We start from the raw sequence: 23,445 nt of genomic DNA, 5'->3' as shown, positions 1-23,445 counted from the left end.
TGGTGAGGTGCGTGGAAGGGATGGTTACAGCCGAGGCAGCGTCACGCCCGTCTGACGCATGTATTTCCCCGCCTTGTCGGCGTAGCTGGTCTCGCAGGGGGAGTCCCCCTTGAGGAACAGGAACTGGCAGAGACCTTCGTTGGCGTAGACCTTGGCGGGCAGCGGCGTGGTGTTGGACACCTCCACCGTCACATGGCCCTCCCACTCCGGCTCCAGCGGCGTGACGTTCACGATCAGGCCGCAGCGCGCGTAGGTGGACTTGCCCAGGCAGATCACCAGAACGTCGCGCGGCACCCGGAAATACTCCACCGTGCGGGCCAGCACGAAGCTGTTGGGCGGGATGACGCAGACCGGCGTCTTCACGTCCACGAAGCCGGACGGGTCGAACGCCTTGGGGTCGACCACGGCGTTGTAGACGTTGGTGAAGATCTTGAACTCGTCGGCGACCCGGGCGTCGTAGCCGTAGGAGCTGAGCCCGTAGGAGATCACGCCCTCGCGCTCCTGCCGGTCCACGAACGGCTCGATCATGCCCTTGGTCTGCGCCATGTCGCGGATCCAGGTGTCCGGCATGATGCCCATGGTCGCGGTGCTCCCTCCAGGAATGGACGACCGGGCGGCGTCGCCCGTCACCGCGTTGTAGCCCGTCGCTTGCGCCCGCTCAAGGGATGGAATCAGGACGAGGGAGAGCCGGAATCCGGTTCCGCCGGCTCGTCGGCCGCCACACGCCCCCGCGCCTGCTCCTTGCGGCGCTTCAGATTCTCGCGCAGCCGCGCGGCCAGCCGCTCGTCACGGCTGGCCGGGTCGGGGCGCTTCGGGGGGCGGGGCAGCTCGTCCATGGCGCGCCCGTTGGCCCGTCAGTGGTCGGAGCGGTGCAGGATCGCGTCGCGCAGGCCGGTGTCGTAGTCCAGCCCCTCCGGCGTCACCACGCAGCCCATCGGGCTGCCGGAATGGACGAGGCCCTTGCGCTCCAGCGCCGTCCACACGGCCGGGTTGGACAGGCCGGTGGCGTCCTTGCTGGCCACCACCGCGTCACCGAGGTGGAAATGGTTGCCGTGCGGGTGCGGCATGCGGCCGACGGCGACCGCGCCCGGCTCGCCCTCCACCGGGTTGCCGGCGACGCGGGCCAGTTCCTGCACCAGCGTCAGCGTCTTCAGTTGCAGGGGATTGAGACCGAGGGGATTCTTCTTGGGAGGCATCGGACCGCTGTCGTGAAGGTTCGAACGGGTTTGGGGCACAGGAGTAGACCGGGCGCTGCGGCGCGGTGTCAAGCGCAACGCCGGTACCACATGCGGACTGGCATCGCGCCCCCGGCTCGGGCATAACCGGCCGGGGATTCCTGGCGCTTTGCAACGGCGGACGCACATGACGATTGTTGTTACCGGCGCGGCCGGATTCATCGGCTCCCACGTGGCGGCTGCGCTGCTGGACCGGGGTCAGCCGGTGCTGGGGATCGACAACCTAAACGATTATTACCCGGTGGCGCTGAAGCACGCGCGGCTCGCCCGGCTGGAGGGCCGCCCCGGCTTCACCTTCGCCCGCGTCAATGTCGAGGATCGCGAGGCGATACCCGCGCTGCTGGCCGCGGCGGACGGCGTGACCGGCATCGTCCACCTCGCCGCGCAGGCGGGCGTACGCTACTCGCTGGAGAACCCGTACGCCTACATCGACGCCAACGTCATGGGCCACACGGTCATGCTGGAGGCGGCGCGCCGCCTGCCGGACCTGCGCCATTTCGTGTACGCGTCCAGCTCGTCGGTCTATGGCGGCAACACCGAGCTGCCCTTCTCGGTGGAGGACCGGGTGGACAGCCCGGTGTCGCTGTACGCGGCCACAAAGAAGGCGGGGGAGCTGATCGCCCGCACCTACAGCCACCTCTACCGCATGCCGGCGACGGGGCTGCGCTTCTTCACCGTCTACGGGCCCTGGGGCCGGCCGGACATGGCCGCCTATCTGTTCGCCGACGCCATCCTGGCCGGGCGCCCGATCCGGGTGTTCAACGAGGGTCGCATGCGGCGCGACTTCACCTACATCGACGACATCGTCGCCGGTGTGCTGGCGACGCTCGACCGCCCCGCCGGCCCGGACGCGCAGGGCGCACCGCACGCCGTCTACAATCTCGGCAACCATCAGGCGGAGGATCTCCTGCGCTTCATCGCCGTGCTGGAGCAGGCGCTCGGTCGCACGGCGATCAAGCAGCTCGAACCGATCCAGCCCGGCGACGTGCCCGCCACCTACGCCGACATCGAGGCCAGCCGCCGCGACCTGGGCTTCGAGCCGACCACCCCCATCGACGTCGGCATCCCCCGCTTCGTCGCCTGGTACAAGGAGTATCTCGGTGTGGGCTGAGCTGCTGGCCGGGGCGGGGCTGCTGGCCGCCACGGCGGTCGCATCGAAGGCGCTGACCGGCCGGGTGCTGGTCTGGCTGCGGCAGCGCGCCATCCTCGACCGGCCGAACGAGCGGTCGAGCCACACGACGCCGACGCCACGCGGCGGCGGTTGGGGCCTGATGCTGACGTTGCTGCCCGCGTGGGCGCTGCTCGCCGCGGCGACCGGTGACCTGATGCCGCTGTTGCCGGTCCTGCTGGGTGCCGCGGCGCTGATGGCGGTGTCCTGGGCGGACGACCGGCGAGGGCTTGGGGCGGCGCCACGCTTCCTGGCGCAGATCGCGGCGGTGGCGGCCGGCCTGTCGGCACTGCCGGCCGACGCGTCGGTCTTCCAGGGGCTGGTGCCGGTCTGGCTGGACCGGCTGGCCGCGGGCTTCGCCTGGCTGTGGTTCGTCAACCTGTTCAACTTCATGGACGGCATCGACGGGCTGGCGGGCAGCGAGGCGGCGAGCGTCGGCCTCGGCGCGGCGCTGGTCGCCGTGGCCGGCGGGCTCGGCCTGTCTCTGGGCGGCTACGGGCTGGCGGCGGCGGGAGCGGCGCTGGGCTTCCTTGCCTGGAACTGGCACCCGGCCAAGCTCTTCATGGGCGATGTGGGCAGCGTGCCGCTGGGCTACGCGCTCGGCTGGCTGCTGCTGGCGCTGGCGGCATCCGGGCGGTGGGAGGCGGCGCTGCTGCTGCCGGCCTATTTCCTGGCCGACGCGACGATCACGCTGCTGCGCCGCGCGGCGGAGGGCAAGCGGGTGTGGGAGGCGCACCGCGAGCATTTCTACCAGCGCGCCACCCGGCGCGGCCGCAGCCACGCCCAGGTCGTGCGCGCGGTGATCGCGGCGAACGCCGCACTGGCGGCGCTTTCCGTGCTGTCGGTGCCGCTGGGCTGGCCGGTCGTGCCGGCGGGGGCGGCGGTGGTTCTGCTGCTGCTCGCCCATCTCGCGCGCCCGGCACGGACGGCGGCGGCATGAGCCGGGTGCTGGTCACCGGTGCGACCGGTTTCGTCGGACGCCACCTCGTGCCGCTTCTGCTGGAGCGGGGGCATGCGGTGCGCGCGGCCGTACGCGGCACGCACAGCCTTCCGCCGCAGGTGGAGACGGCGTTGATCGCGGGAATCGACGCGCACACCGACTGGTCGGCGGCGTTGGGCGGGATCGATGCCGTGGTGCATCTGGCCGCCCGTGTCCACGTCATGCGTGACACGGCTGCCGACCCGCTCGCCGAATTCCGCGCCGTCAACCGCGACGGCACCGCCCGCCTTGCCGAGTTCGCGGCGGCGGCCGGCGTGGCGCGCTTCGTGTTCGTCAGCAGCATCAAGGCGGTCTGCAACGAGAGCCGGCCCGAGCCGGTGAGCGACCGCACGCCCCCCGACCCGCACAGCCCCTACGGCGTCTCCAAGCGGGAGGCGGAGCTGGCGCTGGCGGAGATCGCGGCGCGCTCGGGCATGCAGGTTTGCGTGCTGCGCCCGCCTCTGGTCTACGGCCCCGGTGTGGGTGGCAACTTCCGCACGCTGATGGAATTGGTGCGGCGCGGCGTTCCGCTGCCGCTGGGCGCGGTGGACAACCGCCGCAGCCTGCTGTACGTCGGCAACCTCGCCGACGCCATCGAACGGTGCCTGAATCACCCCGGTGCTTCCGGCGGCACCTTTCTCCTGCACGACGGCGATCCGCCATCCACGCCGACGCTGATCCGCGACATTGCCGGCGCGCTCGGCCTGCCGGCGCGCCTGATCCCCATGCCGGCCGGCGCGCTGGCGCTGGCGGCGCGGCTGGCCGGTCGGTCGGCGACCTGGGACCGCGTTGGTGGCTCGCTGGTGGTGGATGACCGCGGTATCCGCAGCGCGTTGGAATGGGCGCCGCCCCATGACCGCGCGCAAGGTTTGCAGGCGACCGCCGAATGGTTCAAAGCACGGCCACAAGGCTGACAGAGGCAGTCCGGTCCACGAGGACCGGTTTCACGAGAGTCCGGTTCATGAGAAAACGTCTGTTCACGCCGCGCGGCGTCCTCGTCTACCTGCACGATCTGGCGATGACCGCCGTCGCCTTCGTGCTGGCGCTGTATCTGCGCGTGGGCGACGACGCCTTCGGCCAGTTCCGCGACCCGCTGCTCGTCGGACTGCCCATCATGGTGGCGATCTCCGCCGTCGTGTTCCGGGTGTTCGGTCTCTACAAGGGCATCTGGCGCTACGCGTCCATCCCCGATCTGCTCCAGCTCATCCGCGCGGTGACCGTGGCGGTGCTGACGCTGGTGCTGGTGATGTTCCTGCTGACCCGGTTGGACGCGCTGCCGCGCTCGGTGCCGCCGATCCTGTGGCTGGTGCAGTTGGGGCTGCTTGGAGCGCCGCGCTTCCTTTACCGGCTGGCCAAGGACGGCAAGGTCGGCTTCCGTGATCCCGGCATGCCGGCGATCCCGGTGCTTCTGGTCGGGGTGGGGGACGGGGCCGAGCTGTTCATCCGCTCCCTGGCCCGCGATGCGCGCGCGACCTACCGCGTGGTCGGCATCATCGACGAGAAGGGACGCCGCGTCGGCCATTCCATCCGCGGCGTGCCGGTGCTGGGCGGGCCGGACGAGCTCGCTGCCGTGGTGGAGCGCCTGGAAGGGCAGGGCGACCGCCCGCAACGCCTGATCGTCGCCAAGGGTCAGGCCGAAATTTCCGGCGCCGTCATCCGCAGCCTGCTGGATGGGGCGGAGGCGCTGGGTCTGTCGCTCGCCCGCCTGCCCAGCCTGACGGAGTTCAAGTCGGCGCTGGGCGAGGGCAAGATCGAGGTGCGCCCGATCGCGCTGGAGGATCTGCTGGGCCGGCCGCAGGCGGTGCTGAACCGCGGCGCCATCGAGGGGCTGATCGGCGGCCGGCGTGTGCTGGTGACCGGTGCCGGCGGCACCATCGGTGCGGAGCTGACCCGTCAGATCGCGGCACTCGGCCCGTCCGAGCTGGTGCTGGTCGATAGCGGGGAGTTCAACCTCTACAGCATCGACATGGAAATCCGCGAGCGGCACCCGGAGGTGCACCTGCACGCCGCGCTGGCCGACGTGCGCGACCGCGACCGCGTCGCCCGCCTGTTCCAGGAGCACCGGCCGGCGCTGGTGTTCCACGCCGCCGCGTTGAAGCATGTGCCGCTGGTCGAGGCCAACCCGGCCGAGGGCGCGCTGACCAACGTCATCGGCACCCGCAACGTGGCCGACGCGGCGCGCGCCGCCGGCTGCGTCGCCATGGTGCTGATTTCCACCGACAAGGCGATCCGCCCGACCAGCGCCATGGGCGCAACCAAGCGCTGCGCGGAAGCCTATTGCCAGGCGTTGGACCTGCTGCCGCCGCGCGACGGGGCGGAGGTGCGCACCCGCTTCATGACCGTACGCTTCGGCAACGTGCTCGGCTCGTCCGGGTCGGTGGTGCCGCTGTTCCAGCGCCAGCTCGCCCGCGGCGGCCCGCTGACCGTGACCCACCCCGACATGCGCCGCTATTTCATGACGGTGCGCGAGGCGGTGGAGCTGGTGCTCCAGGCCTCGGCCCATGGCGCCGACCGGGCGGAGGAGCGCGGCAAGATCCTGGTGCTCGACATGGGCGAGCCGGTGAAGATCGTGGACCTTGCCCGCCAGATGATCCGCCTGATGGGGCTGCGGCCCGATCACGACGTGAAGATCGAGTTCACCGGCCTGCGCCCCGGCGAGAAGCTGTTCGAGGAGATCCTGTCCGCCGCCGAGGCGCCGACGCGCACGGAGGCCGACGGCGTGTTCCTGGCCGCTCCCCGCGCCATCGATCACGCGCTGATCAACCGCACCCTGGCGGAGCTGGAGGCGACCGCCCGTGGTGGCGACGAGGCGCGCGTGCTGGCGCTGTTGTCCACCATCGTGCCCGATTACCAGCGCGCCGAAGCACCCGCTCCCGCCGGAGTGCAGGTATGAATATTTTCCAGTGTTTTCGGCTTGCGCGACCCGGATCCCTGTGGCATAACCCGCGCCACTTCAGGGCGGCGCTGCGGTAGCTCAGTGGTAGAGCACTCCCTTGGTAAGGGAGAGGTCGAGAGTTCAATCCTCTCTCGCAGCACCATTACTCAGCCTTGACCTTCGGCGTCTTGAACGCCCGTCCCCGTTCTCCCATCGAAATTGCTGGTCGCGGAACGCGGATCACGCTGGTTCCACGCCTTTCGGCGCGATCTCGCCAGACGGCAGGCTCGGGCCGACCGCCGATGGCTGTCCGCCTGTGGTGCCTGGATCGCCGGCCCTTGATTTCGCTGCCGGCGGTGCGCATCCTGAAGGGGTCATGACGCACCCGATCCGTACCGTCTTCGGTCCGTTCCCTGGGGACCGCCGCCAAGCGCGCCGGTTCGCCCCGGATCCGGCCGTCTGAACCAGGACGCCTGCACCGGCCGGGGCCGCACCCAATCCCCTTCGCCCATCCCAAGTGCCCGCACCCCGCCGCGCCACGGCCGGTGGACGGGACGATCCATGACTTTCAAAAGGGGACCGCCATGCGATCCGCCGAACCGTTTCCCGCAATCACCTTGACCGCCGCCGACCACAGCCGCTTGTCCGCTCTGGTCGAGACGGTGGCCGACACCGCCCCCGACGTCTACGATTACCTCTCCCGCGAGCTGGACCGGGCCGCTGTGACGGAGGTGCCGGACATCGCTCCGTCGATCGTCACCATGAACGCCGAGGTGACTTTCCGCGATGAGAGCACGGGGCAATGCCGGCGCATCACGCTCGTCTACCCGGGGGAAGCCGATCTGGAGAACGGCAGGCTGTCGATCCTGACGCCCATCGGCGCCGCCCTGATCGGTGTCGCGGAAGGCCGGTCCATCCGCTGGTACGACCGGCAGGGGGAGGCCAGGACCCTGACGGTGCTGGAGGTCGAACGCGGCGGTTGACCGCCGGCGGGATTTGCGGACGATCACCGGGACGAGCCGGAGCCGCGGGCTCGCGCCTGGCTCCCCACCGCAGGACCACCCGCCCATGCGTCTCAGCATCGTGCTTAGCGCCCACAACAAGGCGCATTACCTCGACGTCCTGCTGCATCAGCTCCGCCGCTCGGCGCCCAAGGCCGAGTTGGTGCTGGTGGACGATGGCAGCACCGACGGCACGCGCGCCATCATGGAGCGTTACGCCGACCGCCTGCTGGTGACTGACGATGTGTGGGAGGTGCGGGCCAACAACGCCGGACTGGCGGCGGCGGGTGGCGATCACATCGCCATCGTGCAGGACGACGATCTGATCCTGGCGGCCAACTGGCTGGCGGGCTGCGCGTCGATCATGGACGCGCTGGGGATCGACATATTGGGTGGGCGGGGAACCGGCGGCTACGGTGTGCGCTGCCGGCCGGAGGAGGTGCCGGTCACGCGGCAATGGGCGAGCGCGGGTGCCCCGCCGGAGCGGTTGGTGAACGTCATCGATGGCCCGGTGGCGGACGGCAAGTCGCGGCTGTACCTGCTGAACCTGACGAAGACGTTCGTCGGCGATGTCGGCCGGAGTCTGCGCACCCATCTGACCACCTGCCAGATGGCCGTCCGCTCGCCCTGGATCCTGTCCCGCCGGGCGCTCGACCGCCTCGGGCCGCTGGACGAGGATTACGCGCCGTTGATGTACGACGACATGGACTACTGCATGCGGGCACGTGCCGCCGGGCTGACGGTGGCCTTCACGATGATCCCGCAGTTCGGTCGGTTCGGCGGCGGCAGCGCCCATCTCTACGACGACGCGGACGGGCGGCGGCGGTTGTTCGCCGACGCCGCGCGCCGCAACTTCTCTCGGCTGCTGGACCGCCACCGCCACGCATTCGAACCGCCGGAGCGGGTGCACGCGGTCAACCTCGCGACCGTCGAATTCCCGCTGCTGGCCCCGGCCTTCGCCGGGCCGGTGGACCGGCTCCAGGACCTTTTGGCCTGCGCCGCGGCGTGGCGCCCCGTCGCGGGGTGAGCCTCACCAGTCCGCCCGCATGAGGTCGGAACCATGCCGAGCGGCGCCTTGGCAGCCAGGGGCCCAAGGGCAAGAAAGGGCTTTCCGGTTTGCCGGCTTCGCGCAATCCTGTCGTGGCTTCAATGTTCCGGTCGATGCCCGGCGCGGGCTCGCGGACTGATTCCGGAATGGCGATGATCGACCTGATGGAAGCGTTGTGGGACGTGCTGATCGAGAACAGCCTGGTCCGGTGGTTCTTCATCGGGCTGCTGATCGGTCTGGTCCTGGTCGGCTGGATGATCTGGAACGGCAGCGACATGGGGGCTGCGGATGCGCTGATGGGCATCGTCGCAAGTGGTGTCCTGGTGCTCGGCCTGCGTCTGCTTCTGTGGTTCGCCCGCGGCTGACGCGGCCGGCCGCTCTCCGACATGAGCCCGGACGCACCCGCGAGTCGCGGGTGCGTCCGGGCACGGCGTTCACGACTCCTTCTGCACGACGTCGTCGGGTTTGCGGGCGAAGTTCTCGCCCAGCGCGTCGTAGACCTTGAAGGACCAGCCGGCGAAGCGGGCGTGCCAGTCCTTTGCCTGCGCCTCCACCTCCTCCGGCTTCAACAGCCCCGCGGCACCGGCGTGCGCCTTGGCGGCCTCGCCGTCGAAGGCGGCATCGAAGGTCAGCCAGCGGGCGTCCTCGCGCCTGGCCTGACGCACCGTCAGCACCATCCCGTCGAAGCTGCGGAACACCGCCGTCGTGCCGTCCTTGAACCAGGCCGGGTCGGTCTTGCCGACATCCTCGAAGCTCAGGTAGCCGAGCGCTCCCGTCGTCTCGTCGATGGCGGAAGCCTTGGGCTGTGCGCCCTCCGGCAGGCCGGTGGCGGTGAAGGCCGGCTCGGTGGGGGAGGCGCGCGACAGCCGGAGCTCCGTCCCGTCCGGCTGCCGGATCTCCACCGAGGCCAGCCGCTCCCGCGGCAAGCGGGGCACCGTCCGGTCCACCCAGCGCATGGGGTCCGCCTCCAGCCGCTCGGCCGGTCCGCGCACCAGCCAGGACTGCGCCTCGCCGGCCTTGCGGACATAGAGGGTGGACGCCTGACCGGGGCCGCCGCGCGCCGCCTCGTTGCCCAGGATCAGCGACGCCAGCGGTGCGTCTCCGGCACCGAGCGTCAGCCGGGTGGAGGTCGCCCCCTTGGCGTCCGGGTCCTGCACGCCGATGCGGTCGTAGAGGTCGGGGAGTGCGGTGCGCGCGTCCACGATGGTGGCCTGCGCCACGCCCACGACCGCGGCCTTCACGAGGTTCGCGTCGGCCGGGTAACCGTCCTTCTGGAGGACGATCCACCGCTCGCCATCGCGCGCCAACGTCGCCACGCCCTTGGCCGACACGAGATCGATGCGCGTCACATCGTTCACCTGGTTCATCAGGGCGGGGAAGAGCGGACCGCCGGTCGCGATCTCCGTCCGCACCTCCGGCTGGTGGTTGAGCGCCCAGCCGGCACCGGCCACCGCCGCCGCGGTGGCCAGCCCCAGAACCAGCAGGGTCTTGGTCTGCATGGGATCGTCCCTCCTCACTCCGGGTCGCTGCGGCGCTGCCGGCGGCGCGAACGCACGCCGGCGACACCCGCCGCGGCCAGCGCCACCACCAGTGGCACGGCGACGATGTTCACCGCCTTGACCGCGGCGGACAGCCCCTCGATGTCCTTGTTCAGGCTGTGCTGCACGTCGCGCAGCTCCTTGCGGATGCGCACGGCCTCCTGCCGGAACCGCTCGATGGCCTGCGTCTCCTCCGCCGACAGCATGGCGGACGCGCCGGCCTTCTGCTTGCCCTGAAGGTCGGCGAGCTGGCGTTCCGCCTCCTTCAGGCGGGTCTGAAGCTCCTGCTCCCGCGCCAGCATCTGCTGCCCGGCGGAGCGGCGGAGATCCTCCACCAGCGTGAAGGGGCGGGTGGAGCCGGCGCGCCCGCGCAGCCCGATCAGGTCGGAGCTGCCGGTCAGGTTCTCCACCGCGTTGACGATCAGGTCGCCGTTGCCGGCGAAGGGTGCCAGCACCCGCTGCCCGAACATCGACTGGTCCTCGACCCAGAAGCGGTCCTCGATCAGGTCGCTGTCGGCGATGATGATCAGGTTGGCCGGCTGGCGGCTCTCCGCCAGATGCTGGCCGGCGGGCGGGGCGGCCTCGCCCTCCTTGACCGGCGGCGGGCCGTCGGGGAAGGCGCTCTTCAGCGGGCCTGTGACGCGGGCGGCGAGCACCTGGGTGGCCCCGTCGCCGGCCTTCAGCATGGCCATCAGCTTCTCCGGCTCCGGCCGCGCCCGCATCTCCGTCGTCGGCACGAGCTGGGCGGCGGGGGAGGAGGTGATCAGCGGCGTCAGGGTGATGGCGGCGCCATCCTTCTTCGACAGGCCGCCGGCCGACGCGATGTTGACGGCACCGATCTGCGCGGTCACCACATCGCCGCGGTCCTGGTTCGCCTCGCCCACCGACAGCCAGGCGGGGTAGGGGACGGTGCGGCGGCGCGCCTGATCCCCGGCGCTGACATTGAGCGCAAGGCGCGGGTCGGCCACGAAACGGTCGGCCGCCATGGCGATGCCCCAGGCGTCGAACAGCCGGGGCAGGGCCGCCGCCTTTTCCGGTCCAGGATCGGGCATGCCGGTCTGCGGGTTGGTCTGGCTCTCCGCATAGGGATCGACCAGGAACAGCGCGTGGCCGCCGCGCATGACGAACTGGTCGATGGCGTATTGCGCCGCGTCGGACAGCCCGCGCGGCCGGGCGACCACCAGCACGCGCACGTCCTCGCCGATGCTGGGAGCGGACGGGTCGAGCATCCGCACGTCGAAGAAGCTGCGGAGCTGGGTCAGGATGGCGTAGGGCTGCGATTGCCCGCGCATCGCCATCATCATGCCGCCTGGGCCGTACTCCAGCGGGATGTCGGTCAGCACGCCGACCATGGGCTTCTTCGGGTCGCCCAGCGCGTGCACCAGCTTGGTCAGGTCGTATTCCAGGAAGGCTTCACGGTCCTGCTGGAAGAAGGGAATGACCTCCTGTTTGTCGGTGCTGTTGGTGCCGACCAGGCCGAAATAGAATTGCCGGCCGCTCGTGCGGTCGAGCGGCACCCCCTGCACGCCGGCGGCGACGGCGCGGTCCTCCGCGTCGGAGTAGGGCTCGGGGTCGATGATCTCCAGCCGGATTTTTCCGTTGGCGCGGCCGGCGTATTCCTCCAGCAGTTCGCGCACGCGGGTGCCGTAGGTGCGCATGGCCGGCACCTCGGCCGCAAGCGTGTCGGAGAAGAACAGGCGCAGCGTCACCGGCTCGCGCAAGCTCCCGATGACTTTCTGCGTGCCGGGCGACAGGGTGTAGAGGTGGTCGGCGGTCAGATCCAGCCGCGCCCCCTTCAGCCCGGCCTGCGCCAGCACGTTGACGGCGACGAACAGGACGGCGGCGAGGCCGAGCCCGACGACGGCCGTGTTTTTGCGGTTCATGATCCGTCCTCCCTCAGCCGGCCTTGTTGGCATCGACCACCACCGTGTTGGCGAACAGCCACACGGCGATCAGCGAGGCGAAGAACACGGCGTCGCGGGCGTCGATGACGCCGTTCATGATGGCGGAGAAGCGCGTCAGGAAGCTGAAGGACGCCAGCGCGTCCACAAGCACCGACGGCGCCCATCCGGCCACCGCGTCCAGCACGATCGGGCTGCCCGCCACCGTGAACAGCAGGCAGACCACCACCCCGACGACGAAGGCCACCACCTGGTTGCGCGTCGCCGCCGACAGGCAGGCGCAGATCGCCAGATAGCCGCCGGCCATCAGCAGGCTGCCGATGTAGCTGGCGACGATCACCCCGTTGTCCGGATCGCCCAGCAGGTTGACGGTGATCCACACCGGGAAGGTCAGGGCGAGCGCGATCGCGGTGAAGGCCCAGGCCGCCAGGAACTTGCCCAGCACCACGCCGCCCAGCCCGACCGGCAGCGTCAGCAGCAGCTCGATGGTGCCGGAGCGCCGCTCCTCCGCCCACAACCGCATGGCGATGGCCGGCATCATCACGACGTAGAGCCAGGGATGGAACATGAAGAAGGGCTTCAGGTCGGCCTGCCCGCGCTCGAACAGCCCGCCGACGTAGAAGGTGAAGATGCCGGCCAGCAGCAGGAAGCCGACGATGAAGACATAGGCGACGGGCGTGGCGAAATAGCCCGCCAGCTCGCGCCGGAAGACGGACAGGGTCCCGGTCATCAGGCGGCCTCCCCCAGATCGCTGGCCCCGGTGGTGATGCGGCGGAACAGGGCGTCCATGCGGCCGGGGGCGGCCACCAGATCGCCGAAGCGCCAGCCGCCCTCGGCCGGATGCCCCTCGGCCAGCACCTTGCCGCGGCCGATGATCAGGGCGCGGGTGCACACCGCCTCCACCTCCTCCAGGATGTGGGTGGAGATGACGATGGCCTTGTCGGCGGCCATGGACGCGATCAGGCGGCGCACCTGGTGCTTCTGGTTGGGGTCCAGCCCGTCGGTCGGCTCGTCCAGGATCAGCACCTCCGGGTCGTGCAGGATGGCCTGGGCCAGCCCGACGCGCCGCTTGAAGCCCTTGGACAGCGTCTCGATGGGCTGGTGCAGCACCGCCCCCAGTTCCACCCGCTCGACCGCCCCTGCCACGGCCTGCGTGCGCTGCGCGCGCGTCATGCCGCGCACGTCGGCGATGAAGTCGAGGAAGCCGGCTGGCGTCATGTCGGGGTAGGTGGGCGCCCCCTCCGGCAGGTAGCCGATGCGGCGCTTGGCCTCCAGCGGCGCCTTCTCGACGTCGAAGCCGCACACCGACACGCTGCCCGAGGTCGGGGCCAGGAAGCCGGTGATGGTCTTCATGGTGGTGGATTTGCCGGCCCCGTTGGGGCCGAGGAAGCCCAGCACCGTGCCGCGCTCGACGGAGAAGCTCACCCCGTCCACGGCGGTGAAGGTGCCGAAGCGCTTCACAAGCTGTCGGATGTCGATCATCGCCATGCCGCGGCCCTCCGGCACCGGCACGGCAGGTTCCCTGCACAGACTCGCATGGCGCGATCCTGCCTCCCTGCTCCTATGGCGTCGATGCGGCTTTCCGGCTCGTTCGGGAGCTGGAAAGCGCAGGAAGCGGCGTAGCGCCGCAGCTCGACAAGCTCAAGTGTCAAATTGTTCATGGCTGACCCTGGACCCACCGCGGGGGGCCCCCCACATTCGCCGCCAACGTCGGGGCGATCGGGAGTGGCACGTGGAACTTCAAGGCGACCACCGCATCCCCGCCGACCGCGAGCGGGTTTTCCACGCGCTGTGCGACGAGGCGGTGCTGATGCGCTGCATCTCCGCGCTGGAAGCCATGGAGCGGCGGTCTGACGTGGAATACGCGGCCCGCGTCCGCCTCTCCGTCGGCCCGCTGAAGGCGCGCTTCGAAGGGCGCGTGGAGGTGGAGCCGGTGGACCCGCCGGGCTTCTACGTGCTGAACGGGGAGGGGACGGGGTTGCTCGGCTTCGCCAAGGGGGTGGTCGAAATCCGCCTCGCCGACCTCTCCGGCCACACGCTCCTCTCCTACCGCCTGACCGCCGAGATCGGCGGGCGCGTCGGCCAGATGGCCGCAAAGCTGATGCAGGCGAAGGCCCAGACCCACATCGACCGCTTCTTCGAGCGGTTCACGGAGGCGATGGCGGGGTGATCCTGCGCCGACCGGTGCCGCAGAACGGGCGCGCATGGGTGGGCGGCGCGCTTGCCGTGCTTGCTTGACCGGCGTCCTGCCAATATATTGATCGTTCAGGCGACACTGGAGTTGGTTCGGAATGGCCCGCGTTACCGTTGAAGATTGCGTCCTCAAGGTGCCCAACCGGTTCGATCTGGTGATGATGGCGGCTCAGCGGGCGCGCGAGATCGCGTCCGGCGCGCCCTTGTCGATCGACCGCGACAACGACAAGAACCCCGTCGTGGCGCTGCGCGAGATCGCGGATGAGACCGTGTCGCTCGACACCCTCCAGAACTCGCTGATCAAGGGCCACCAGAAGCACGTCGAGCCGGACGAGCCCGAGGAGGAGATCGTCGAGCTGATGGCCGGCGAGAACGACTGGGCGCGGCAGGGCCGCGACGCGTCGCTCGCCGACGACGACGCCATGGGCGACGCCGAGGAGCTGTCGGGCGAGGACGACATGATGTCCGAGGTCGAGGGCGACCCCGATGCGGCGTTCGATATGACCGAAGATGACGTGGTCGGGCGCGACGCCGAGGGCGATCTCTAACCCCGGCCGGTCGTTTTCCGGGAACGGGGCGCCGGTGCGGGCGCCGCGGTCCCTTCCATCCCCCTCGCGCCCCCGAGCGGCGCGCGGCGGTCCTTCCCCGAAGCGGGCGCCACGGGCGCGGGGCCGGTCGGCATGATCCGGCAATATGAGCTGGTGGAGCGGGTCCGGGCCTACGATCCGTCGGCCGACGAGGATCTGCTCAACAAGGCCTACGTCTTCTCGATGAAGGCGCACGGCACGCAGACGCGCGCCTCCGGCGACCCCTACTTCTCGCACCCGCTGGAGGTCGCCGGCATCCTCACCCAGCTCAAGCTGGACGCCGGCACCATCGCCACCGCCCTGCTGCACGACACGGTCGAGGACACCGTGGCGACGCTGGAGGACATCGAGCGGCTGTTCGGCAAGGACATCGCCCGGCTGGTGGACGGCGTGACCAAGCTGTCGCGCCTGGAGATGCACAGCGAGCAGACCAAGCAGGCGGAGAATTTCCGCAAGCTGGTGCTGGCCATGTCGGAGGACATCCGCGTCCTCCTGGTCAAGCTCGCCGACCGCCTCCACAACATGCGCACGCTCCACCACCTGAAGAACCCGGACAAGCGCAAGCGCATCGCCCGGGAGACGCTGGAGATCTACGCGCCACTGGCCGAGCGCATCGGCATGCATCAGGTGAAGGACGAGCTGGAGGATCTCGCCTTCGCCCAGCTCAACCCCGACGCCCGCGACAGCATCCTGGCCCAGCTCGCCCGCCTGCGCACCGAGGGGCAGAGCCAGATCCAGCGCATCATCGGCGAGTTGAAGCAAACGCTGGCGGCCGAGGGCCTGCCGGACGCCCAGGTGACCGGGCGCGAGAAGTCGGCCTATTCGATCTGGCGCAAGCTCCAAATGAAGAACGTCAGCTTCGAGCAGCTCTCGGACATCATGGCGTTCCGCATCATCGTGGACTCGCTGCCGAGCTGCTACATGGCGCTGGGGCTGATCCACGCGAAGTATCCGGTGGTTCCCGGCCGCTTCAAGGACTACATCTCGACGCCCAAGCCCAACGGCTACAAGAGCCTGCACACCGGTGTGATCGGGCCGGAGCGCAACCGGATCGAGGTTCAGATCCGCACCCGCGACATGCACGAGATCGCCGAGCTGGGCGTCGCCGCCCACTGGGCCTACAAGCAGGACCCGCAGGCGGTCGCCAAGGGGCGCGAATACCGCTGGCTGCGCGAGCTTCTGGACATCCTGGAGCACGCCCAGAAGCCCGAGGAGTTCCTGGAGCACACCAAGCTGGAGCTGTTCCAGGACCAGGTCTTCTGCTTCACCCCCAAGGGCGACCTGATCGCCCTGCCGCGCGGGGCGACGCCGGTGGATTTCGCCTACGCCGTCCATTCGGAGGTCGGCGACCATTGCGTGGGCGCCAAGATCAACGGCCGCATGCTGCCGCTGCGGACCCAGCTCCAGAACGGCGATCAGGTGGAGGTCATCACCTCCAAAGCGCAGTCGCCGGTGCCGGGGTGGGAGCGCTTCGTCGTCACCGGCAAGGCGCGGGCGCGCATCCGCAAGTTCCTGCGCACCCAGCAGCGCTCGCAATACATCGAGCTCGGCCGCGCCATACTGCAGCGCCAGTTCAAGGCGGAAGGCTACGAGTTCTCGGACAAGGCGCTGGACGGAGTCATCAAGATCTTCCAACAGCCGTCGGCGGACGATCTTCTGGCCGCCGTCGGGTCCGGCCTGCATTCGGGGCGCGAGGTCTTCCACGCCGTCTTCCCCGGCCACAAGGCGCAGACCACGCCGAAGGAGGCGGACGGCACCGTCACCGTCAAGACCAGGCCGAAGCCGAAGGGCCGCGAATCGGCGCTGCCCATCCGCGGCCTGATCCCCGGCATGGCCGTGCATTACGCCCGCTGCTGCCACCCGCTGCCTGGCGACCGCATCGTCGGCATCGTCACCACCGGTAAGGGCGTGACCATCCACACCATCGACTGCGAGACGCTGGAGAGCTTCCACGAATCGCCGGAGCGTTGGATCGACGTGGCGTGGGATGTCGGCCCCGACACGCCGGAGGATCACGTCGGCCGCATCAGCCTCGTGGTCGCCAACGAACCGGGGTCGCTCGGCACCCTGTCCACCGTGATCGGCAAGAACGGCGGCAACATCACGAACCTGAAGATCACCAGCCGCAACCAGGACTTCTTCGAGCTGCTGATCGACATCGACGTGAAGGACGCCAAGCACCTGACCAACATCATCGCGGCGCTCCGCGCCACCCCCGCGATCAATTCCGTGGACCGGTCGCGGGGGCGGTAGGCGCGGCCGGGTGCCGCGACCGCGGCATTATGTTGCATCGCAACAACGCCTGTTCCGGTCGGGGGCGGATTGCGGAAAACGCCGGGTGACTCCGGCGGCGCGATCCCCTATCACACCGGTTTGAAGCATCGGCCAAGGGATTCCGCCTTGTCACGCTCCATCGCGATCGGCCTGTCCGCCGCCGTCCTGATCGGCCTTGCGGGCTGCACCTCGTCCTCCACCTACTCCCCCGACTCCTACGCCAGCAACGCCGTCCAGCAGGCCAACAAGGTCGAGCCGGCGGTCGTCGTCGGCTTCCGGCAGGTGGTGATCAGCGCCAGCGGCACCGTGGGCGCGGTCACCGGCGGGGCGGCGGGCGGCATCCTCGGCGCTCAGGTGGGGCCGGGGGGCTTCAATTCGGCGCTGGGCGCGGTGGGGGGCACGGCGGTCGGCACCATCCTCGGCACCACCATCGAGCGGGTGACCGGCGACACCACGGGCTGGGAATACATCGTGCGCAAGCCGAACGGTGACCTGCTCTCGCTGACCCAGCGGGAGGAGAAGCCCATCGCCATCGGCCAGAAGGTGCTGGTGATCACCGGCAACCAGGCGCGCATCGTACCCGACTACTCGGTCGCCGTTGAGGAGCCGGGCAAATCCGCCCCCCCGGCGTCGGGGACGCCACCCAAGGATGCCCCGGCCAAGGATGCGCCCGCCGCGACAACCCCACCGCCGGCCAATCCATCGGCGGGGGAGGCGGCGAAGGACGCCGGTGCCGCACCGGCGGTGCAGGCACCGCTCTCCCTGCGGTCGGAGAACGCGGGCAATCCGGCGCCCGCCGCCGCGGCCCCGACCGTGACCCCGTTGCCGGAGCCGCCCGCGGCCAGCCCCGCCCCGGCCGCGACGACAGCGCCGGCGGCCGACCCGGCGCCGGGAGCCGCGGCACCGGAAACCGCAGCTCCGGCAGCGTCGACGCCCGCCACCCCGGCGCCAGCGGCTACGAAAGAAGCTCCAGCAGAGCCCGCGCGACCACTTCTGTCGCTCTGAACAGGTCGGCGACGGGCAGGCGCTCGTCGGCGCGGTGTGCGTTGGCCTCCTCGATGCTGCGCGGGCCGGCGCCGTACAGCACGATGGGGATGCCGGCGGCGGCGTAGTGCCGGGCGTCGGTGTAGAGCGGCACGCCGACCGTGCCCACCGGCTCCCCGAACACGGCGCTGGCGTGCTCCGCCAGCGTGGACGCCAGCCGCTCGGTGCCGGGCAGCGGGGTGAGCGGCTGGGCCAGCAGGATGCGGCGCACCTCCACCCGCGCCTCGGGGAAGGCCGCGGCGGCCTCCGCGATCAGAGCGCGCAGCTCCTGCTCCACCGTCGCCCCCGTCTCCTCCGGCACCAGCCGGCGGTCGAGGCGGAAGGTGATGCGGTCGGGCACCACGTTGGTGTTGATGCCGCCCTTGATCAGCCCGACGGTGAGCTGCGGGCAACCGATGCCCGGCACCGCCGACGGCTTCGCCGCGTAGCTCTTCCGGTGGGCGTAGAGGCGGGTGAGGATGGCGTTGGCGGTCTCCAGCGCGTCCACCCCGGTGCTCGGACGGGCGGCGTGGGCGGAGCGGCCGATGACCTCCACCTCCAGATGCAGGCAGCCGTTGTGGGCGTTGACCACGGCGTAGGAGAAGCCGGCGGCGATGCACAGGTCGGGCTTGGTGATGCCCTGCTCCAGCAGCCATTGCGGCCCGATCTCGCCGCCGATCTCCTCGTCCCAGGTGCCGTGCAGCTCGATGGTGCCCTTGAGCGGCTGGCCCAGCGCCTCCAGTGCCAGGATGGCGAAGGCATAGGTGGCGAAGTCCGACTTGGAGACCGCCGCCCCGCGCCCGTACATCCAGCCATCGACGATCTCGGCGCCGTAGGGATCATGCGTCCAGCCCTCGCCGGGCGGCACCACGTCGCCGTGCGCGTTCAGCGCGATGGTCGGGCCGTCGCCGAAGCGGCGGCGGGCGATCACGTTGGTGGCCGTCAGCATGCCGGCGGCGCGCACCGTCGCCTCCGGCACCGGGTGCCGCTCCACCGTGAAGCCCAGCTCCTCCAGCAGCTCGGCGGTGCGCAGGGCGTGCGGCGCGCAGTCGCCGGGCGGGTTGTCGGAGGGCACCTTGACCAGTTCGGCCAGGAAGCGGAGCTGGCGGTCGCGGTTTTTCGCGACGAAGTCGCCGATGGCGGCGGCTGCGGTGTCGGCAATCACGGGTCCGGGCCCTCCCCAGGGCGTCAGTGGCTAAGGCTTGAGGGTGCGCAGCATATCCAGCAGCACGTCCAGGGCAACAGCGGCGTCGTCCACCGTGATGGATTCCGCCGGATTGTGGCTGACGCCGCCCTTGCAGCGGACGAACAGCATGGCGACCGGGCAGAGCGTCGCCAGCGCCATGGCGTCGTGCCCGGCCCCGCTTGGCAGACGGAAGGGCCTTATCCCGGCGCGCTCGATCGCCGCCGCGAACGCGTCCATCAGGGTGGGATCGCACTGCGCCGCCGGCGCCGCGTGGATCGGCTCCACCGCCAGCGTCACCCGGCGGTAGGCGGCGATGCCGTCCAGCGCCGCGCGGATGTCCTCTGCCGCCTTGTCCCGCTGCGAATCCTGCGGTGCGCGCAGATCGATGGTGAAGCGGGCCCGGCCGGGGATCACGTTCACCGCACCGGGCAGCGCCTCGATGGTGCCGACCGTGGCCACCAGATCGGGCTCGGCAAGGGCGCGGCGCTCGATGGCCAGGATCATCTCGGCGGCGGCGGTCAGCGCGTCGCGGCGCATCTCCATCGGTACGGTGCCCGCATGTCCGGCCATGCCGCCGACGGTGATGCGAAAGCGGCGCGCGCCGTTGATGGCGGTCACCACGCCGACGGGCAGCCCTTCCGACTCCAGCACCGGGCCCTGCTCGATGTGCAGCTCCAGATAGGCCAGCACATCCTCCGGCCGCTTCGCGGCCTCGCCGACGCGGTCGGGATCGCCGCCGAAGGCACGCAGCGCGTCGCCGTGGCGTACCCCGTCGCGGTCCGCCACGTCGAAAGCGCCGGGGGTGACGGTGCCGGCGATGGCGCGGCTGCCCGTCAGCGTCACCGGGAAGCGCACCCCCTCCTCGTCGCCGAAGGCCAGCACCTCGATGGCGAAGGGCAGCCGCTCGCCTCGGCGGTTCAGCTCGGCCACCGCCTGCACGCCGGCCAGCACGCCGAAGTTGCCGTCGTAGCGACCGGCGTTGCGCACCGTGTCGATGTGCGACCCGATCAGCACGGCGGGCAGGCCGGGCCGTGTCCCCTCGTAGCGGCCGATCAGTGTGGCCGCCGGGTCCAGCCGGACGGACATGCCGGCCTCGGTCATCCGGTCGCGTAGCCACGCCACCGCCTCGCGGTGGGCGGGGGACAGGTAGAGGCGCGTGAGCGCCCCCTCCTCGTCGCTGAATCCGGCGAAGTCGGCGAGCTGCTGCATGAGCGCGGCGGCGGGGGCGGGGGGCGGGTGCGTCGTCATGCCGCCAGAATAGCCCGCGCGCGGGTGACCCGCTTCCCCAAACTGCGGGAACGGGACGATCCCGTTCGCACGAGGCTTGCCAGCGTCCCCGGTTCGGCTACCGTTGGGATGCGGACGGCATCACGACGGGGAAGGCGGGGGCGGCATGGACCCATTGGTTTGGGAGTGGATCAACTTCGCGGTGCGCTGGCTGCACGTGGTGACCGCCATCGCGTGGATCGGCTCCTCCTTCTACTTCATTCATCTCGACGCCAGCCTGACCAAGCGCGAGGGGCTGCCGGCCGGCGTGTCGGGCGACGCCTGGCAGGTGCATGGCGGCGGCTTCTACCACATGATGAAGTACACGGTGGCCCCGGTGGCGTTGCCGGAGAAGCTGACCTGGTTCAAGTGGGAGAGCTACGCCACCTGGATGAGCGGCTTCTTCCTGCTCTGCGTCCTCTACTACCGCGGGGCCGACCTGTTCCTGATCGATCCGGCGGTCATGGAGATGCCGGTGTGGGCGGCGATCGCGGTGAGCGCCGGATCGCTGGTCGTGGGTTGGTACGTCTACGACCGGCTGTGCCGCTCCTCGCTGGCCGACTCCGATTTGCGGCTGGCGCTGGTGGGTTTCGCCTTCCTGGTGGCGGCGGCCTTCGTCTTCGCCCATCTGTTCAGCGGGCGCGGGGCGATGCTCCAGGTCGGGGCGCTGATCGGCACGATCATGGCGGCCAACGTCTTCCTGGTGATCATTCCCAACCAGAAGATCGTGGTGGGCGACCTCCTCGCCGGGCGCACCCCGGACCCCGCCTATGGCCGGACGGCGAAACAGCGGTCGCTGCACAACAACTACCTGACGCTGCCCGTCGTCTTCCTGATGCTGAGCAACCATTACCCGACCAGCTTCGGCACCCGCTACAACTGGGTGATCGTCGCGGTGGTCATCGTGATGGGGGCGGTGATCCGCCATTTCTTCAACAGCCGCCACGCCGGCCGGGGCAGCCCCTGGTGGACCTGGGCGGTGGCCGCGGCGGGGGGGGGCCTCGTCGTCTGGCTGGCGTCGGCCGGCCCGCGCGAGGCGGTGGCCTCGGCCACCGCCGGCTCGACGGTCGATTTCGCCGCGGTGGAGGAGGTGGTGATCTCCCGCTGCAGCATGTGCCATGCGGCGACGCCGGTCTGGGACGGCATCGCCGCCCCGCCGCGCGGCGTGCGGCTCGACACGGCCGACGAGATCCGTCGCCACGCCGACCCCATCCGGCTCCAGGCCGTTCTGTCGGACGCCATGCCGCCCGGCAACATCACCGGCATCACGGCCGACGAGCGCCGCCTGCTCAGCATGTGGACCGGGCAGGGGCGCTGATCGCGGGCCGGGGGGGGCTGTCAGCCCCGACCGGGCACCGCGCGGGCAAGGCCGCCGTGGAGGTCGAGCATGCGCTCCCGCCACGCGGCGACCGGGTCGTCCGCCGCCAGCAGCTCGAAGGGGCTGACCACCCGCGCCCACTGGAAGGCACCGAAGACGATCATGTCCGCATAGGCCGGCGCCTCGCCGCCCAGGAAGGGGACCCGGCGCAGCGGCTGGCGCAAGGGCTCCAGCAGCTTGCGGAAGCCGGGCAGCGCCGCGTCCCGTTCGGCCGTCACCTGTTCCAGCGGCATGCCGAAGCGCTTCTCGCGCGACATGCGGAAGTAGGTCAGATCCGCCGCGTGCAGACGATCGGTGATGTCGCTGACCACCAGCTTGGCCACCGCCGGGTTCAGCACCGTGTCGGCCCAGGTGTTCAGGAACAGGGCGACCGGCCGCCCGGCCCCCGCCGGGAACAGGGAGGGACTGTCGGGGTACTGGTCCTCCAGATACTCGGCGATGGCCCAACTGTCGTGCACCACGCGGTCGCCATCGACGATGACCGGGACGCGGCCGTTGGACGGCTCAGGCAGCTTGGCCTTGTCGGTGAAGCGCCAGGGGATGGTCTCGACCTCCAGCCCCTTGTGGGCGAGGGCCAGCCGCGTCCGCCAGCAGAAGGGGCTGAAGCGGCAGCGCTCGTCTGCGCCCGCAAGATCATAGAGCCGGATCGTCATGGATATCCTCTCCCGTATTGTTGGCTGGATTTTTGATTCGGTGGTCACGCGCCCGGCTTCCACTTGATGGCGCAGCCCATGCTGGGAACCTGATCGGCCGGGCCGGTGCCGCAATCGGCGATGCGGCACATGGCGTGGTACAGCTCGCGCGGGGCGTCCGGAACCGGCTGGGTGCGACCGATGTCCAGCCGCCCGCGGTACTGCAGCTGCAGATCGGCGTTGAAGCCGAAGAAGTCCGGCGTGCAGACGGCGCCATAGGCGCGCGCCACCGCCTGCGACTCGTCGAGCAGATAGGGAAAGCCGAATCCGTGCTGGGCGGCGAAGGACTTCATGGCCTCGAACCCGTCCTGGGGGTAGGCGGCGGTGTCGTTGGGCATGATCGCCACAGCGCCGATCCCGTGCGCCTTCAGATCCTCGGCATCGCGGACGATGCGGGTGATCGCTGCCCGCACATAGGGGCAGTGGTTGCACAGGAACATCACCAGCGTGCCCCGCGGGCCGCGCACGTCGGCGAGCGACCAGTTGCGGCCATCGACGCCGGGAAGGTCGAAGTCGGCCGCGGGCCTGCCGAAATCGCAGATGGGGGTTTCTGCCGCCATGGTCGGTTTCCTCCTCCGGGGCATAGGACCAATGTGTTCGGCGCCGCCACGCTCGCAGCCCTGGACGGTTCCGCCGAGTTGGGTGACAGTTGTGGTGCACGAAGCATACGGGGTTGGACGCCGACAGCCAATGACCGCGGAATCCGTTTCCAATCTGATCCCGCTTTCCGAACGCCGGAAGGCGTCCCGTCGGATCTATTTCGACCGGGTGGAACTCTCGCAGTTGCTGCAACTCTATTCCAGCCGCGTGGCGACCGGCGAATGGCGTGATTACGCCATCGACCATGGGGTGGGCATGGCCGTCTTCTCGATCTTCCGCCACACGTTGGAACGGCCGCTGTTCGCCATCGTCAAGACTCACGGAACGGGAAAGGGCGGGGCGGAATACACGGTGTTCACCGGCCGCCAAAAACTCGCCCGCGCCACCACGCTGCGCGACGCGCTGACCGTCTTCGACCGCCCCATCCGCGTCGTGCTCTGAGCGGCAGGGGTGCCGGAACGGAAAAGGCCGCGCCGGGGATGGCGCGGCCTTGCTGCCGGT

At 70.3% G+C, this 23,445-nt stretch carries 24 protein-coding genes and 1 tRNA gene; 14 read left to right on the top strand and 11 right to left on the bottom strand.

The annotated features are described in order from the left end of the window. Window positions 1-24 precede the first annotated feature (24 nt). The 3 genes from dcd to HL658_RS21260 form a co-directional block, all read right to left on the bottom strand. On the bottom strand, window positions 25-579 hold the full coding sequence (gene dcd / locus HL658_RS21270; protein ID WP_180284601.1) for a dCTP deaminase: 555 nt from the start codon (window positions 577-579) through the stop codon (window positions 25-27). A 92-nt stretch (window positions 580-671) separates the two neighbouring features. Beyond that, window positions 672-836, bottom strand: a complete 165-nt coding sequence (locus tag HL658_RS21265; RefSeq protein ID WP_180284600.1) for a hypothetical protein — start codon at window positions 834-836, stop codon at window positions 672-674. 18 nt (window positions 837-854) lie between these two features. Next, window positions 855-1,196, bottom strand: a complete 342-nt coding sequence (locus tag HL658_RS21260) for a hypothetical protein (RefSeq protein ID WP_180284599.1) — start codon at window positions 1,194-1,196, stop codon at window positions 855-857. Window positions 1,197-1,362: 166 nt separating this feature from the next. On the opposite strand from HL658_RS21260, the gene HL658_RS21255 reads away from it, so the two are divergent. The 8 genes from HL658_RS21255 to HL658_RS21220 all read left to right on the top strand — a co-directional run bounded on the left by HL658_RS21255 (window position 1,363) and on the right by HL658_RS21220 (window position 8,671). After that, window positions 1,363-2,346, top strand: coding sequence for an NAD-dependent epimerase/dehydratase family protein (locus HL658_RS21255; protein ID WP_180284598.1), 984 nt, complete (start codon window positions 1,363-1,365; stop codon window positions 2,344-2,346). After that, entirely contained in the window at window positions 2,336-3,343 is a 1,008-nt protein-coding gene (locus tag HL658_RS21250) for an MraY family glycosyltransferase (protein ID WP_343055243.1), read from the top strand. Before HL658_RS21255 ends, HL658_RS21250 begins: the two co-directional genes overlap by 11 nt. Further along, on the top strand, window positions 3,340-4,296 hold the full coding sequence (locus HL658_RS21245) for an NAD-dependent epimerase/dehydratase family protein (protein WP_180284597.1): 957 nt from the start codon (window positions 3,340-3,342) through the stop codon (window positions 4,294-4,296). Before HL658_RS21250 ends, HL658_RS21245 begins: the two co-directional genes overlap by 4 nt. 47 nt (window positions 4,297-4,343) lie before the next feature. Beyond that, on the top strand, window positions 4,344-6,275 hold the full coding sequence (locus HL658_RS21240; RefSeq protein ID WP_180284596.1) for a polysaccharide biosynthesis protein: 1,932 nt from the start codon (window positions 4,344-4,346) through the stop codon (window positions 6,273-6,275). Between the two features lie 70 nt (window positions 6,276-6,345). Further along, window positions 6,346-6,420: transfer RNA gene (locus HL658_RS21235), tRNA-Thr, on the top strand. A 421-nt stretch (window positions 6,421-6,841) separates the two neighbouring features. After that, the gene (rnk, locus tag HL658_RS21230; RefSeq protein ID WP_180284595.1) at window positions 6,842-7,240 is read left to right on the top strand and encodes a nucleoside diphosphate kinase regulator; all 399 of its coding nucleotides are present in this window, start codon (window positions 6,842-6,844) and stop codon (window positions 7,238-7,240) included. Window positions 7,241-7,325: 85 nt separating this feature from the next. Further along, window positions 7,326-8,285: a glycosyltransferase family 2 protein gene (locus tag HL658_RS21225; RefSeq protein ID WP_180284594.1), complete on the top strand. Its 960-nt coding sequence runs from the start codon at window positions 7,326-7,328 to the stop codon at window positions 8,283-8,285. 167 nt (window positions 8,286-8,452) lie between these two features. Then, window positions 8,453-8,671: a hypothetical protein gene (locus HL658_RS21220; RefSeq protein WP_180284593.1), complete on the top strand. Its 219-nt coding sequence runs from the start codon at window positions 8,453-8,455 to the stop codon at window positions 8,669-8,671. 69 nt (window positions 8,672-8,740) lie between these two features. Here HL658_RS21220 and HL658_RS21215 read toward each other — a convergent pair whose 3' ends face one another. From HL658_RS21215 to HL658_RS21200, 4 genes are read right to left on the bottom strand one after another with little or no spacing between them, the layout of a single operon-like run. Next, complete coding sequence (locus HL658_RS21215) at window positions 8,741-9,805, bottom strand: DUF4340 domain-containing protein (RefSeq protein WP_180284592.1); 1,065 nt, start codon at window positions 9,803-9,805, stop codon at window positions 8,741-8,743. Between the two features lie 14 nt (window positions 9,806-9,819). Then, the gene (locus HL658_RS21210; protein WP_180284591.1) at window positions 9,820-11,727 is read right to left on the bottom strand and encodes a GldG family protein; all 1,908 of its coding nucleotides are present in this window, start codon (window positions 11,725-11,727) and stop codon (window positions 9,820-9,822) included. A 13-nt stretch (window positions 11,728-11,740) separates the two neighbouring features. After that, on the bottom strand, window positions 11,741-12,475 hold the full coding sequence (locus HL658_RS21205; protein ID WP_180284590.1) for an ABC transporter permease subunit: 735 nt from the start codon (window positions 12,473-12,475) through the stop codon (window positions 11,741-11,743). Then, window positions 12,475-13,233, bottom strand: coding sequence for an ABC transporter ATP-binding protein (locus HL658_RS21200; protein WP_211109805.1), 759 nt, complete (start codon window positions 13,231-13,233; stop codon window positions 12,475-12,477). Before HL658_RS21200 ends, HL658_RS21205 begins: the two co-directional genes overlap by 1 nt. Before the next feature lie 244 nt (window positions 13,234-13,477). Here HL658_RS21200 and HL658_RS38070 point away from each other — a divergent pair, with 244 nt between their 5' ends. The 4 genes from HL658_RS38070 (at window position 13,478) to HL658_RS21180 (ending at window position 17,804) form a co-directional block, all read left to right on the top strand. After that, entirely contained in the window at window positions 13,478-13,915 is a 438-nt protein-coding gene (locus tag HL658_RS38070) for an SRPBCC domain-containing protein (RefSeq protein WP_180284589.1), read from the top strand. 121 nt (window positions 13,916-14,036) lie between these two features. Further along, complete coding sequence (rpoZ, locus tag HL658_RS21190; protein ID WP_180284588.1) at window positions 14,037-14,486, top strand: DNA-directed RNA polymerase subunit omega; 450 nt, start codon at window positions 14,037-14,039, stop codon at window positions 14,484-14,486. A gap of 132 nt (window positions 14,487-14,618) precedes the next feature. Then, window positions 14,619-16,778 carry a RelA/SpoT family protein gene (locus HL658_RS21185; protein ID WP_180284587.1) on the top strand — a complete coding sequence of 720 codons (2,160 nt, stop codon included), beginning with the start codon at window positions 14,619-14,621 and terminating at the stop codon, window positions 16,776-16,778. 147 nt (window positions 16,779-16,925) lie between these two features. Next, a complete protein-coding gene (locus tag HL658_RS21180; protein ID WP_180284586.1) occupies window positions 16,926-17,804 on the top strand; it encodes an outer membrane lipoprotein in 879 nt (292 codons plus the stop codon). Here the strand turns inward: HL658_RS21180 and HL658_RS21175 are convergent. Continuing rightward, entirely contained in the window at window positions 17,755-18,987 is a 1,233-nt protein-coding gene (locus HL658_RS21175; RefSeq protein WP_425485358.1) for an ArgE/DapE family deacylase, read from the bottom strand. The genes HL658_RS21180 and HL658_RS21175 overlap by 50 nt on opposite strands. Before the next feature lie 30 nt (window positions 18,988-19,017). Then, entirely contained in the window at window positions 19,018-20,256 is a 1,239-nt protein-coding gene (locus HL658_RS21170; protein WP_246337754.1) for an allantoate amidohydrolase, read from the bottom strand. Between the two features lie 145 nt (window positions 20,257-20,401). Here HL658_RS21170 and HL658_RS21165 point away from each other — a divergent pair, with 145 nt between their 5' ends. After that, the gene (locus HL658_RS21165; RefSeq protein ID WP_180284585.1) at window positions 20,402-21,592 is read left to right on the top strand and encodes a urate hydroxylase PuuD; all 1,191 of its coding nucleotides are present in this window, start codon (window positions 20,402-20,404) and stop codon (window positions 21,590-21,592) included. Between the two features lie 20 nt (window positions 21,593-21,612). On the opposite strand, the gene HL658_RS21160 is transcribed toward HL658_RS21165, so the two are convergent. Further along, complete coding sequence (locus tag HL658_RS21160; protein WP_180284584.1) at window positions 21,613-22,305, bottom strand: glutathione S-transferase family protein; 693 nt, start codon at window positions 22,303-22,305, stop codon at window positions 21,613-21,615. 44 nt (window positions 22,306-22,349) lie between these two features. Then, complete coding sequence (locus HL658_RS21155; RefSeq protein ID WP_180284583.1) at window positions 22,350-22,904, bottom strand: thioredoxin family protein; 555 nt, start codon at window positions 22,902-22,904, stop codon at window positions 22,350-22,352. Between the two features lie 130 nt (window positions 22,905-23,034). On the opposite strand from HL658_RS21155, the gene HL658_RS21150 reads away from it, so the two are divergent. Further along, window positions 23,035-23,385 carry a DUF2794 domain-containing protein gene (locus tag HL658_RS21150; protein WP_180284582.1) on the top strand — a complete coding sequence of 117 codons (351 nt, stop codon included), beginning with the start codon at window positions 23,035-23,037 and terminating at the stop codon, window positions 23,383-23,385. Window positions 23,386-23,445: the final 60 nt, after the last annotated feature.

It is taken from the genome of Azospirillum oleiclasticum (assembly GCF_013423485.1).
GTDB lineage: Bacteria > Pseudomonadota > Alphaproteobacteria > Azospirillales > Azospirillaceae > Azospirillum > Azospirillum oleiclasticum.
Note: the sequence above shows the minus strand (reverse complement) of the source record. Positions and strands in the feature narration are given on the sequence as shown.